General features: G+C 43.0%; 13 protein-coding genes and 1 riboswitch. Of the genes, 7 read left to right on the top strand and 6 right to left on the bottom strand.

Features of this window, described 5'->3' with window-relative positions; all coding sequences use genetic code 11:
• Positions 1–94: 94 nt before the first annotated feature.
• The gene (locus tag JOC95_RS13180; protein ID WP_239582887.1) at positions 95–580 is read right to left on the bottom strand and encodes a hypothetical protein; all 486 of its coding nucleotides are present in this window, start codon (positions 578–580) and stop codon (positions 95–97) included.
• Between the two features lie 155 nt (positions 581–735).
• Here JOC95_RS13180 and JOC95_RS13175 point away from each other — a divergent pair, with 155 nt between their 5' ends.
• The 5 genes from JOC95_RS13175 to JOC95_RS13155 all read left to right on the top strand — a co-directional run bounded on the left by JOC95_RS13175 (position 736) and on the right by JOC95_RS13155 (position 5,546).
• Positions 736–1,470: a DUF3784 domain-containing protein gene (locus JOC95_RS13175; protein ID WP_239582886.1), complete on the top strand. Its 735-nt coding sequence runs from the start codon at positions 736–738 to the stop codon at positions 1,468–1,470.
• Between the two features lie 24 nt (positions 1,471–1,494).
• Entirely contained in the window at positions 1,495–2,448 is a 954-nt protein-coding gene (locus JOC95_RS13170) for a calcium/sodium antiporter (RefSeq protein WP_204417020.1), read from the top strand.
• Positions 2,449–2,460: 12 nt separating this feature from the next.
• Complete coding sequence (locus JOC95_RS13165) at positions 2,461–3,276, top strand: undecaprenyl-diphosphate phosphatase (RefSeq protein ID WP_204417012.1); 816 nt, start codon at positions 2,461–2,463, stop codon at positions 3,274–3,276.
• Between the two features lie 174 nt (positions 3,277–3,450).
• On the top strand, positions 3,451–4,008 hold the full coding sequence (locus JOC95_RS13160) for a tyrosine-type recombinase/integrase (RefSeq protein WP_204417010.1): 558 nt from the start codon (positions 3,451–3,453) through the stop codon (positions 4,006–4,008).
• A 17-nt stretch (positions 4,009–4,025) separates the two neighbouring features.
• A complete protein-coding gene (locus tag JOC95_RS13155) occupies positions 4,026–5,546 on the top strand; it encodes a potassium/proton antiporter (protein ID WP_204417008.1) in 1,521 nt (506 codons plus the stop codon).
• A 609-nt stretch (positions 5,547–6,155) separates the two neighbouring features.
• Here JOC95_RS13155 and JOC95_RS13150 read toward each other — a convergent pair.
• From JOC95_RS13150 to JOC95_RS13135, 4 genes are all read right to left on the bottom strand, one after another.
• Positions 6,156–6,677, bottom strand: a complete 522-nt coding sequence (locus tag JOC95_RS13150) for a hypothetical protein (protein ID WP_204417006.1) — start codon at positions 6,675–6,677, stop codon at positions 6,156–6,158.
• A gap of 138 nt (positions 6,678–6,815) precedes the next feature.
• Complete coding sequence (locus JOC95_RS13145) at positions 6,816–8,345, bottom strand: SulP family inorganic anion transporter (RefSeq protein WP_204417004.1); 1,530 nt, start codon at positions 8,343–8,345, stop codon at positions 6,816–6,818.
• A gap of 27 nt (positions 8,346–8,372) precedes the next feature.
• On the bottom strand, positions 8,373–8,963 hold the full coding sequence (locus JOC95_RS13140; RefSeq protein WP_204417002.1) for a xanthine phosphoribosyltransferase: 591 nt from the start codon (positions 8,961–8,963) through the stop codon (positions 8,373–8,375).
• Positions 8,964–9,107: 144 nt separating this feature from the next.
• Positions 9,108–9,209, bottom strand: a riboswitch (purine riboswitch).
• A 152-nt stretch (positions 9,210–9,361) separates the two neighbouring features.
• Positions 9,362–9,988 carry a hypothetical protein gene (locus JOC95_RS13135; RefSeq protein WP_204417000.1) on the bottom strand — a complete coding sequence of 209 codons (627 nt, stop codon included), beginning with the start codon at positions 9,986–9,988 and terminating at the stop codon, positions 9,362–9,364.
• A gap of 255 nt (positions 9,989–10,243) precedes the next feature.
• On the opposite strand from JOC95_RS13135, the gene JOC95_RS13130 reads away from it, so the two are divergent.
• Both JOC95_RS13130 and JOC95_RS13125 read left to right on the top strand, forming a co-directional pair.
• Positions 10,244–11,224, top strand: coding sequence for a hypothetical protein (locus JOC95_RS13130; protein WP_204416998.1), 981 nt, complete (start codon positions 10,244–10,246; stop codon positions 11,222–11,224).
• A gap of 104 nt (positions 11,225–11,328) precedes the next feature.
• Positions 11,329–11,730, top strand: coding sequence for a DUF2500 domain-containing protein (locus tag JOC95_RS13125; RefSeq protein ID WP_239582885.1), 402 nt, complete (start codon positions 11,329–11,331; stop codon positions 11,728–11,730).
• 56 nt (positions 11,731–11,786) lie between these two features.
• Here the strand turns inward: JOC95_RS13125 and JOC95_RS13120 are convergent, their stop codons facing one another.
• Positions 11,787–11,981 carry a hypothetical protein gene (locus tag JOC95_RS13120; RefSeq protein ID WP_204416996.1) on the bottom strand — a complete coding sequence of 65 codons (195 nt, stop codon included), beginning with the start codon at positions 11,979–11,981 and terminating at the stop codon, positions 11,787–11,789.
• Between the last annotated feature and the right edge of the window lie 79 nt (positions 11,982–12,060).

Genomic DNA, 12,060 nt, shown 5'->3' with positions numbered 1-12,060 from the left:
TTATGAAGAATGAATCAGGCAATTGGAGTCATTTATGGATTGGGTAAATAAAAAAGCCTCACCACCATAATAAGTGGAAGGCTTAGAATGGGACTTATTCCTTTGAACTGCGGATCTTTCGTTGATAGAAGATAAAGATGGGGAGGGGGATGACGATCCAGCCGAAGCTTTTAATCAGGGTGTTCCAGGCTCTTTCCTTATTGCGTTCTTTGTCCTGTTTCACGACCATATCGTACTCTTTCAGCAATTCGTCTTCGTCTATTTCAGGGATGGAGATCGGTTTGCCGTTTTCATCATATTTGGTTTTGTTGGCAATTTTCATTTCCTTGTATTCCATATAGCTTTGATAATAGCTTGGCGGAGAAACGATATCCGCGATTGCCATGAAGGCGGCGACACTTCCTCCGATGGTCATCATTAAGGTCATGAACAGAATCAAATAGTAATATACCACTCTAATCATGTTTGCACCTCGACTTTTTTCTGAAGTAGTTTTTTTTGCGTAGCTTCCTGCCATGAAAAGGCAGACACCCAATAAAACAAGCATCAAAAATGGGATGAATAAAGCTGCTATACTCATGATGATTATAGAGCCCCCTTTTCTTACTACTAGGATATTGTCACTATTGGAGTAATAGACGCTCTCTAAAGTTAGAAACTTGCAAAAATTAATGCGGTAAGCATAAACTTTAAATAAGAAGATAGATTGTTCGGCTATTAAGGAAGGAAGTGGGGATGATGTGGACGTTATTTTTCATTCAGCTTGGGGTAGCACTCATATTTTTAGTGTTGGGATGGCTTATTCTTTTTAAAAAGGCGTATGGCCTTATTTCCAATTTTCACTCAAGGCCGGATGAGGAGAAAAAGCAGTTGATCCAAAATGGCTATCCAAAAAATACAGGCAAAATGCTGATGATGACAGGACTGGGTATGTTGATCCTGCCCCCTTTATTATTCACTGGTTTTGCCTATGCCCTGGAAGTACAGATTGTATTCATGCTTGTCATACTGCTCGGAGGCTTCATCTACCTGTCAAAATACGAAGTGGCAGCAAAGAGGAAGAAAAGCTATATCATCAGTTCATCCATATTTATCATTACAATCGGATTTGTTGGTGTCCTTACTTACATAGGTTATCAAGATTTTCAGTTGGTGCAAAAGGCTGATACATTTGAAGTGACTGGTGTATACGGCGATGAATGGCGCTATGAGGATGTAAAAAGGGTAGAACTTTTAAAAGAAATGCCAAAGGTGGAGGTGCGGAAAAACGGTTTTGGAATGCCGACGATGTCAAAAGGGCATTTTATAGTAAAGGGATACGGCAGCAGTCTTTTGTATATCCATAAAGGAAAAGCTCCCTATTTATATGTGGAAGTGGGAGACGATCAGCTATTCATTAATGCTGAATCTAAAACCGATACTCAAAAATGGTTCGAACAGCTTGTTCAAAAGACTGAGCTTAACAACTAATACAAAGTAAAGGAATCGAATGTCATGACATATGTGCTTCTTGTTGTAGGTTTTGCACTTTTAATTAAGGGAGCGGATTTCTTTGTAGAGGGTGCATCCAAAATTGCATCCCTTCTGCGAGTATCTCCGCTCTTGATCGGACTGACCATCGTTGCATTCGGGACAAGCTCTCCGGAGGCTACGGTCAGTATTCTCGCGGCACTCGATGGCAGTGCGGAAGTATCACTTGGAAATGTTATCGGAAGTAATATATTCAACATCACACTTGTTGTGGGCATAACGGCATTGATTAACCCATTAAAGGTGGAGAGCGCCACTATCCGAAAGGAAATTCCATTCACCCTGTTGGGAAGTATGGTATTACTCGTTGTCATCAGTGACATTGCCTTGCAGGGATTCAGTTCGAACCTGATAACCAGAAGTGATGGCTTCATTTTTCTATTGATATTCACGGTGTTCATGTATTATATTTTCGAGGTTGCCAGGAATAATCGGGAGCAATTGGATACAGAAGAGATAACAGAAAAAAGCTCATGGGGGAAAAATGCAATCAAGACATTGCTTGGCCTTGCCGCCATCATCTTCGGTGGGGAGATGGTAGTCCGAAACAGTACCGAAATTGCGATATCCCTTGGTATGAGCGAAACATTAGTCGGACTGACCATTGTTGCAGTCGGTACATCTCTTCCTGAACTTGTCACATCCATTACGGCTGCCATAAAAAAACAGAGTGAGATTGCACTGGGAAATATAGTAGGAAGCAATATATTCAATATCCTTTTTGTACTTGGTACGTCATCTGTCATTACTCCATTGCCGGTAAATGACAAGATCTTTATGGATATTTTTATTATGCTATTTTTGAACGTTGTCCTTCTTATATTTTCACGAACAAGATATTGTATCGGAAAAATTGAAGGGAGTATCCTTGCCATCTCATATGTGTTATATTTAATTTTTATCATTATACGAAACTGAGGTCCGTTCATTATGGAAGAAATTATGTTGTTGTTAAAATATTTACTTTTAGGTATTTTTCAAGGGATTACAGAACCGATTCCCATTTCATCAAGTGGTCATGTGATGATACTTCAGGAACTGCTAGGAATGAGAATGGAAGGATTGACCTTTGAGATCGTCGTCAACTTTGCGTCCCTTCTGGCTATTTTAATCATCTATCGCGAATCCATCGCCCAGCTATTCTTTGGGGCTACAAGATATATCATGAAAAGGAATGAATCGGATAAGGCTGATTTCCGTTTCTCCCTTTACCTTATCATTGCTACGATTCCTGCTGGACTTATTGGCGTTCTTTTTGGTGATTGGATCGGTGAAATGCTTGATGAGAACATCAAAATCATCGGATTGACACTTCTTGTGACAGGGGTTGCCTTGTTCCTGATCCGAAATCTGCGTGGCAGAAAGAATGACGCTGAGCTTACCCTTAAAGATGCCATCATCATCGGTTTGGCCCAAGCAGTTGCCCTGATTCCCGGAATCAGTAGGTCAGGGGCTACCATCGTAGCGGCAATGGGGCTTGGCATGAAGCAGGAAACGGCATTGAAGTTCTCATTTTTACTTTTCATTCCAGTCAGTGTAGGAAGTATCATGTTGGCTGTATCCGATCTCATTAAAACACCAAACCTCGGTGAACTTGCCCTGCCTTATACGCTGGCATTCCTGGGTTCTTTGGTTGCTTCTTATTTCTCCTTGAAATGGTTCATGAACATCATGGCGAAAGGGAATCTTATTTACTTTTCGATCTACTGTTTTATCGTGGGAACTCTAGTAATACTATTTTTATAGAATGTTGGAAGAAGCCTTATATTTCGGGGGCTTCTTTTTTCATGTGTTATTGGCGGTTATCTATGTTTTTTAATTATCTAAAATTATTTATCTCGAATATGAGCAAATTCATTTAATGTTACATATACATGAGTTAAAATAGAGTTAAGTAACATTAGGAGGTGTATTTTTAGAATGGAGTATGTGGAGGCCTTAAAGGATAAACACTATATACATGCGATGAAAGAGTATCTTCATAAGCATTCATTAAGGGATAACCTATTTTTTGTAATGGGTATAAATATGGGACTTCGTGTAAGCGAACTGCTTCAGCTTAAGGTTCAGGATGTAGTGGAAGGAGAGGAAAGCATCAAGGAGTTTTACTCAGCCAACGATGATTATTCTCCTTCCATCTATATCAATAATCAAGTAAGGAATGCGTTGACATCCTATATAAAGACAGTGGATGCGGAGCCGGATGATTATCTTTTTAAATCCAAAAAATGTGCCTCACCCATAACCCGGCAGCAAGCCTATAGGATCATCAACCATGCAGCGAAGGAAGTCGGTGTCCCAGGAAAAGTCGGGACTCATACACTTCGCAAAACGTTTGGCTATCACGCTTATCATAGCGGTGTTGCCATCTCCATCCTTCAAAAGCATTTCCACCATTCATCACCTTCTGAAACACTTCGATACCTGGGAATCAAAAAAGAAGCAAACACATCGGTGAAGATTGATGTGAATCTATAAAATTAAGGGGGGAGTCGATGATTTCTGGAGCATTCAATGTGGACTATTTTATTTTATTGATTGCAATGTTATTGATTGCTGGCGTGCTGACTACAAAATTCTCTGCCAGGATGGGTGTTCCTGCACTTGTTCTCTTCATTATTGTTGGTATGGTTGCAGGTAGTGACGGTCTTGGGTTCATCTATTTTGATAATGCAAAGTACGCCCAGCTGATCGGTGTTTTTGCACTTGTCATCATCCTGTTCGAGGGTGGTCTGCAAACCAAGTGGAAGACAGTGAAGCCTGTCATCATCCCATCATTATCTTTGGCAACCTTGGGTGTGATTCTTACAACAACCATTGTCGCATTAGCTGCAAAGCTGATATTGGATGTGTCAATGCTTGAGGCATTCCTGTTTGGAGCAATCGTCGGATCCACAGATGCGGCAGCTGTTTTTGCAGTGTTGAAGGGTCAGAATATCAAGGAGCGCATGGGAGCGACCCTTGAGGCGGAGTCAGGTACAAATGATCCGATGGCTGTCTTCCTGACCTTGGCATTCATCGAACTGATTCTTGCACCCGAGCCAAGCTATCTAGGATTTATCGGCAACTTTTTCTGGCAAATGGGATTCGGACTGCTACTTGGTTTACTTTTAGGTAAGTTTGCATCCTATAGCATCAACAAGATAAATCTCGATTCAAGTGGACTCTATCCGGTTTTTGCGATGGCTTTTGCGCTGCTCACTTATAGCGCGGCAGCATTGATGGGGGCGAGTGGCCTCCTTGCAGTTTATGTGGCTGCCCTTATCATCGGAAATAGCGAACTGACTTATCGCCACTCCATCTTCCGTTTCAACGAAGGATTTGCATGGATGATGCAGATACTCATGTTTATCATCCTGGGATTATTGGTTTTCCCAGGACAGCTGTTTCAATTTGATATTATTCTAAAAGGTCTGCTGATCTCTTTTGTCCTCATTCTTGTGGCAAGACCCGTGGCGGTATTCCTATCCACCATCGGCATGGATTTTGATACAAAGGAAAAGGTATTCCTCTCATGGGCTGGTTTGAGGGGGGCTGTACCGATTGTCCTTGCAACGTTCCCGATGCTTGCAGGGATCCCGAACAGCCAGCTGTTTTTCAATGTAGTATTTTTCGTTGTATTGACATCCACACTTGTTCAGGGATCCACCATTACGATGCTTGCGGCAAAGCTGAAGCTGATGGGACCCAAAAAGGTTTCGCCACCACATTCCTTGGAGCTCGTTTCCATCGGAAAGGCAAACGCAGAGATCATCGAGGTGGAAGTGGAGGACAATGCGAAGATCATCGGTCAGTCTTTGGCGGATATCAAGTTCCCCGAAAACACGCTGATCAATGCAATCATCCGGTCTGGCATACTTGTGACCCCGTCGGGAGATACGGTCATCCGCGAAAAGGACTTTCTCTATATATTGACTTCTAGAAAAAGCAAAAAGAAGCTAGAGGAGTTCTTGAAGGAAAAGAAAGTGGATAGTGAAGATGATGATGGATCTGAGCAATTAAAAATGAAAATGTAGGGCTGAATAGCCAGGTTTTCTCTGTGGTGGAGAGGACCTGGTTTTTTTTTATTGGGTAGCGTGGGAGTGACGGTTATATGGAGCTGTTTTGGGACCGCGATGAAGGGGAGAAGGGAGAATGGTGGTCTCAAACAGTGGGTATGATACCACGATAACGGGGAGATGGAGGAACGGTGGTCTCAAAAAGCGGTTTTGAAACCACGATAACGGGGAGATGGAGGAATGACGGATTCAAAAAGCGGTTTTGAAACCACGATAAGGGGGAGATGGAGGAATGGTGGTCTCAAAAAGCGGTTTTGAAACCACGATAAGGGGAAGATGGAGGAATGGTGGTCTCAAAAAGCGGTCTTGAAACCACGATAAGGGGAAGATGGAGGAATGACGGATTCAAAAAGCGGTTTTGAAACCACGATAAGGGGAAGATGGAGGAATGGTGGTCTCAAAAAGCGGTTTTGAAACCACGATAACGGAGAGGTAAAGGAATGATGGTCTCATTTTTGTGAAAACATTCCAACACAAGAAGACCAGTTCATCAGCACTGGTCTTTTCCTTTATTATACTAGATTAATATGAAGAGATGTGTATCAGGCAGCTAGATGCTCTCTCAATCTAGTTTTGATTCTCCATATTACCATAACTGTTCCCATAGACTGGTCCGTAACCGCCGCCGAACCCAGGACCACCGCCAGCAAACCCTTGGCCGCCGCCGAACCCAGGACCACCGCCAGCAAACCCTTTGCCGCCGCCGAACCCAGGACCACCGCCAGCAAACCCTTGGCCGCCGCCGAACCCAGGACCACCGCCAGCAAACCCAGGACCGCCGCCAGCAAACCCCGGACCACCGCCGCCAAATCCAGGGCCACCTACACCAAACCCTGGGCCAACCCCGTAACCAGGGATGCCGCCATATGCAGGGGGATATCCTGCGTATCCTCCACCGAAAGGTCCGCCAAATTGATTGAAAAGTGCACTTCCGACGAGCCCACCCACTAATCCGCCAAGCAGGGGATATCCAATTCCCCCGAATCCTCCGAATCCGCCAGGGCCTCCGAATCCGCCAGGGCCACTGAACCAACCGCCTTTTGAACGGAATGCCATAGGCGGGGGACTACTCCAACGCTGTGTAATCATTATTATCCTCCTCGCTATAGGTCTACTAGGTATAATATGTACAAATGTCCAATCGGTGCCCGGACAATGACAGCGCCGAGAACATCCGAGCAAAAAGACAGCTACTCAAAAAGAGAAGCTGTCTTTTAACATAAAAAGTCAAGAAGCGATATGCTGTTGTTTTACTATAACCGCTTTCTCGGCTTTCACTGTACTCGAAGCATGCTGATATGCGCAATACACCAAAAACACAGAGACAAGCATATAGCCTATCGCAAACTCAGGTGAGGCATTGAATGCAAGCTTTGGTGCATGCATGAAGCCAACGAAAGAAAGTAGCGCACCTACAAGCGAAAAGACGGCAGCCTTCCTGAATTGCTGATCGATTACATAAACCGTGATGGAGCCTAATACAATAGCCGTAAACATCGCTCCTTGACCGAGTGGGACGATTCCTTCAGAGATCCCAGCCACCACTTCGCCGGCAGCATTGTTGAAGCGTGTCATCACGTAGTTTGCAAAGTAAGGAAGCATGGCAATTGCCACGGCAGGGAAGTATTTCTTGTCATTCGATTGGAAGGCGGTTGCCACCATGGATATTCCGACAAAAACAAGAATCGGAGCGACTGCTGCCAGCGGGATGATGGCAGCCATTGCGGCGATGACCCCTGTTACCGCTGCTACTCCAAAGACGATGGCATTCAGGATGCTGTAGCCGCGGCCTGCTCCCATCCACTTCGAACCGACAGTCGCAATATAAACGGTGGTAGGGAATAATCCGCCGAATACAGCACCAAGCATGGTTCCGACGCCATCCACAGCCTGGCATTCACGAACATCATAAGAATCTCCTGCAGCTGCCATGGCATCGACATTATTCATTGTTTCTATCGCATTATATAAAGTGATTGGCAGAATGATGGCTAAAAGGCCGATTAGAGTTCCAAACAGGTATGTCATTCCATCAAATGCTGCAAGTGTCGGCAATAAAGGATAGAACCCGATATTTGCAAGCCCTTCGCTGATTTTTTCAGGTGATTGATAGCCTAGTGTAAAAGCAAGAGTGGTACCTATGATTACTGCGAATAGTGAAGATGGGATGTTGAACGGCATCGACATTTTGCCTACAACACCGACGATGATAATGACAAGTGCAACAAGACCCACTACAGGGATGGAGAATGTGTTGAACAACATTTCACCTGCGATAAAGGTCAAGGCCACACCGGCAAGCGCTCCAAGCATCGCTGCTCTAGGAAGCTGATTGCGTACCCAGTTACCTGTAAAGCTTACCAGGGTTTCCACAAGGCCACTCAGGAAAGCGGCTCCCACTGCAATTTTCCATGCCAGTTCAGGATCGCCTGTAAGCGTTTTGGCGGGTACAAGAACACCAAATAAAAAGACGAACATGACGGGAGTGCTTATCCCATATGAGAGGGCTGTCACATCGGTGCGGCCTTCTTTTTGTGCAAGGCGGTTTGCCATATAGGCATAATAGAGGTTTCCGACCATCACCGCTACCGCTGCACCAGGAATGACTTTTCCGAATACAATGCTGGCAGGAAAGCCCAAGCCCAGCATGGTTACAGCGATGATGACGAAATTTGCAAGGTTGTTCTGAAAGAGTGCAAAAAATGCATCTGTGTCTTCTTTTTTATACCAAGGGTAGTTTACGGTTTTTGTGGACATGCACAATACCTCCAATTTTGAATTTGTTTAACTGTGGATAGCGTCCTTCTGAAGAAAAGTGACTGTTTCATTGTCCAGCCTTTCGATTCTTGCCAATGATTCTACGCGGTAGCCTGCTGATTCAAGCTTTTCTCTACCAGGCTGAAAGGACTTTTCTATGACAATCCCGATTCCTGCTATTGTCGCTCCTGCCTGTTTGGCTACATCAATCAAGCCAAGTGCGGCCTGACCGTTTGCCAGGAAATCATCAATGATCAAGACGGTGTCATCCTTATGCAGAAATTCCTTGGCAACAGTAATTTCACTCGTTTCCTGTTTGGTGAAGGAATAGACGCTGCTAGTATAGAGATTATCCTGAAGTGTGAGGGACTTCTTTTTTCTTGCAAAAATCAATGGTGCATGGAGCTCATGGGCGGCGAAAAAACTTGGTGCGATCCCTGATGACTCGATAGTAATAACCTTCGTGATGCCACAATCTTTGAATCTATGGGCAAATTCCTTTCCAATCTCGATCATCAAGCCTGTATCTATCTGATGGTTTAAAAATGAGTTAACCTTCAGCACTCCACCCGGAAGAACTGTGCCTTTTTCTAAAATTGCGTTTTCTAATGCTAGCATTACTTTGCCTCCTAAAGGAAAAATAAAAAACCCGAAAGCTGGTTGGCACTGTACTACAAGTGACCACCACGACTTTCGGGTTCGACAGGAAAGAAACAATACAAGGGTACGGCAGCAGGGAGTGTCCTGTTGCCAGCTTGTATTCATTGTCAGGGTATCACTCATAGTCAAGCCATTTACGGTAGCTTGGTAGAGACTTGTAGGCCATATTCCTACTATTATACGAGTTTTAGAGTATGAAATTGTTTGGATTATGTAGCGATTATATCGGAAAAACTTTAAAAAGGAAACCCCTATTATAGAAAAAGACGAATAAAAATATCGTTTTGGGAATTTTAATTCGTATTATTGGGATAAAAGGGAAAAACCCCGGTGAAATGGTCCACCAGGGCTGCTGCTTACTTTTCAATGGCATCTTTCAATTTTTTCATTTCCATCATTAGATCTTGCTTTTCCAACTTATATTCCTTCGCGATATCGCGGAAGGATTGACCATCTTCCTTTTTCTTCAGGACTTCCTTGAGCTCAACTCCTGCAAGTTTTGAGACAATGGAAGCTTTTACAAGGGTATGCAGCTTTGCTCCTTCTTCAAGATAGCCATTCAACTCAGCTTCCTCTTTCCCGAGGTAAGTCGCTAAGTAGGGCATCACCTTTTCTTTATTCTTTTCGAGATAGAGATGGTGTTTTTTCCAGTCATGATGATGCTTGATTTTTGTGGGATCCACACCAAAATGGGTGGCGGTTTGTTGCCATGACTTGCTGTTTTGATGGAAGGCAAGAATTTCTTGGGCCTCGACTTTTGCCTCTTTGGAGAGCTTCATCGCGACAAAGATATCATGCTTGGAATAGCCAAGCTTGATCAGTTCTTCCACCTTTTCTTTTTCTCCGGCATCCCATTCCATTTTATGTTTATGATGCTCCATGTCAGCCGGGTGATTTGTGTGATCCTCAGCGTGAGCCAATGAATATGTTCCGACAGTGGTCAATAACAAGCAAGCAGTCAAACAGAATCCAAATCTTTTCAATAGAATCCCTCCTTAACATTTTCCTTCTTAATTTGTCCAAATTATATTAATAAATGCAATTATTTCCTTATTAGCACTATGCATTTCCAAATCGAGGAAAACGAACGGCGTAAATGGCGGTTTAAACTGCAAATCGAGTCGACACTTTCCCAATAGCTACCGAATAAAACTTGTTCTATGATAGAAGATGAGTCTATAGAACTAAATAAAGTGATTCATTTCTAGAAAAATGAATCTTGCAGAGGGGGGGATTGTATGAAAAAAGTTGCAGTGGTCGTTTTGTTTGTTGGCATCATCGCTCTTACAACTGTTGTCGTACATCATTATGACATCTACTCCATACATCACTCCGAAGCTGACATTCAAACTTATCTAAATGACTGGTATAAAGAGGATCAACCATTATTGCTCGAGCTGCACGCTCTCGGGAAATCCTCGACTGTCATTGCAACTTATTTACATAATAAAGAAAAAATAGGTGCAATTATTTTTGAAAAAGGGATGAACCGGAAATTAAAGCCGGTCCGAGTCTTGGAAAATCACGACTTTTATTCAGAGCTTGTTGAAACGAATAAAGGCACCTATGCACTTTTTCTTGGAGAAAATCGGGATTTGGCCATTAAGACGATTGTTACAGATATTGTGGGTGAAGATGGTGAAAACGAAATTACAATACCTCCTCAAAGCTACTTCACAAAAATAGAAATAGCGGAATCCGCGATAAAGAGCGGGGCTGCCCCCATATATTTTTACAAAACCTTGCAGGGGGCATTGGGTGCCACATCGGAACATGGCGGGATGGAGTTATTGTTCATGGATAAAGTGAATCAAACCTATATGCTTCATTCACTTGAGAATAATAGTTTGAATACTGTTTTGGGAAGCTTTGAACATACTGAAGCAGGCTATCGAATTTCTTCCGATAAAAAGAAGGATACGTATTCAATGAAGGGTGAAAAGACTTTTTGCTTTGAAGAAAAACAGGTGAAAAGTGCCGATGGCGAGCTGAACTATATCCACGGGCTGATACCGGATAAGAAGGAAGTGGAAAAAGTGGTATTGGAGGTGGAACTTGAGGATGAGATGATTTTCCAGGCCGCAAGTGAAGTGAAAAATCAGCAATTTCTCTTGCACGTTGAAATACCCGAACACTTCATAAAAGAAGGAAAAGTGGTGCGGAAATTTCATTTATATGATAGAGAGGGTAAATTTCTTGGCACGGAAATGAAATTATAAGCGCAAGTCGATGGTGAGCTGGAAAAAACCAGCTTCTTTTTTTGGAACTTTCCCCGGCTGTTTTACGTATATTCGATGTAAAGGTATAAATGGGAGGGATATTTATGATGACAGACAATATGGGGATGCCTAGTGGATTTTTTGCAGGGGATTTTCTTTTTCAGCTATTTCCAATCTTTTTTATTATCGTTCTCGGTATCATACTATTTTCTTTTTTTCGGGGAATCAAAGAGTGGAACAGCAATAATCAGCAGCCAAAACTGAGTGTAGCAGCCATTCTCGTAGCCAAGCGGACAAGGGTAAGGAGACATGGGGGTGCTCATCACAACGACCATCACCATCATTCCCACACATCCACTGACTATTTTTGCACATTCGAGGTGGAAAGCGGAGACAGGATGGAATTCATGATGAAGGAAGGGGCCTTTGGCTTATTGGCAGAGGGAGACAAGGGAAAGTTGACTTTTCAAGGTACAAGATTTCTTGATTTTGAGAGAAGAGCATAAGAAAAACCATCATCTCCATGTGAAAGACCGCCCGATTATATAATAAACGGTGCGGTCTAGCTTTTTGCTGGCTCTTCACTTGTATAAATATGTTTGTAAACGGAAATGTTTTGCAAAATACTGATAACCATCAAGGCGAACATTACCCAAAAGTAACCGATGTCATGAATGACAAATGCGATGACCGAGGCAACCAGCATTAAAAAGCTTGCCATGATGCTGATAACAAAGATAATTTTACTTAACCTCAACAGTCCATCCCCCCGTCCATGAATGAAATATAATAATTGGAAAAATGTATGTAACGGTTTATAGCCATAAATAATATAT

Source organism: Sutcliffiella tianshenii, assembly GCF_016908565.1.
In the GTDB taxonomy this organism is placed as follows: domain Bacteria; phylum Bacillota; class Bacilli; order Bacillales; family Bacillaceae_I; genus Sutcliffiella_A; species Sutcliffiella_A tianshenii.
The sequence above is the reverse complement of the archived record's forward strand: the minus strand, read 5'-3'. Positions and strand labels throughout refer to the sequence as shown.

Excerpts from the sequence above, each read along its gene's own strand:
- JOC95_RS13175 (WP_239582886.1), top strand. The coding sequence starts at position 736 with ATGATGTGGACGTTATTTTTCATTCAGCTTGGGGTAGCACTCATATTT.
- JOC95_RS13180 (WP_239582887.1), bottom strand. The coding sequence starts at position 580 with ATGAGTATAGCAGCTTTATTCATCCCATTTTTGATGCTTGTTTTATTG.
- JOC95_RS13145 (WP_204417004.1), bottom strand. The coding sequence starts at position 8,345 with ATGTCCACAAAAACCGTAAACTACCCTTGGTATAAAAAAGAAGACACA.
- JOC95_RS13170 (WP_204417020.1), top strand. The coding sequence starts at position 1,495 with ATGACATATGTGCTTCTTGTTGTAGGTTTTGCACTTTTAATTAAGGGA.
- JOC95_RS13130 (WP_204416998.1), top strand. The coding sequence starts at position 10,244 with ATGAAAAAAGTTGCAGTGGTCGTTTTGTTTGTTGGCATCATCGCTCTT.
- JOC95_RS13155 (WP_204417008.1), top strand. The coding sequence starts at position 4,026 with ATGATTTCTGGAGCATTCAATGTGGACTATTTTATTTTATTGATTGCA.
- JOC95_RS13165 (WP_204417012.1), top strand. The coding sequence starts at position 2,461 with ATGGAAGAAATTATGTTGTTGTTAAAATATTTACTTTTAGGTATTTTT.
- JOC95_RS13150 (WP_204417006.1), bottom strand. The coding sequence starts at position 6,677 with ATGATTACACAGCGTTGGAGTAGTCCCCCGCCTATGGCATTCCGTTCA.
- JOC95_RS13160 (WP_204417010.1), top strand. The coding sequence starts at position 3,451 with ATGGAGTATGTGGAGGCCTTAAAGGATAAACACTATATACATGCGATG.
- JOC95_RS13125 (WP_239582885.1), top strand. The coding sequence starts at position 11,329 with ATGATGACAGACAATATGGGGATGCCTAGTGGATTTTTTGCAGGGGAT.
- JOC95_RS13140 (WP_204417002.1), bottom strand. The coding sequence starts at position 8,963 with ATGCTAGCATTAGAAAACGCAATTTTAGAAAAAGGCACAGTTCTTCCG.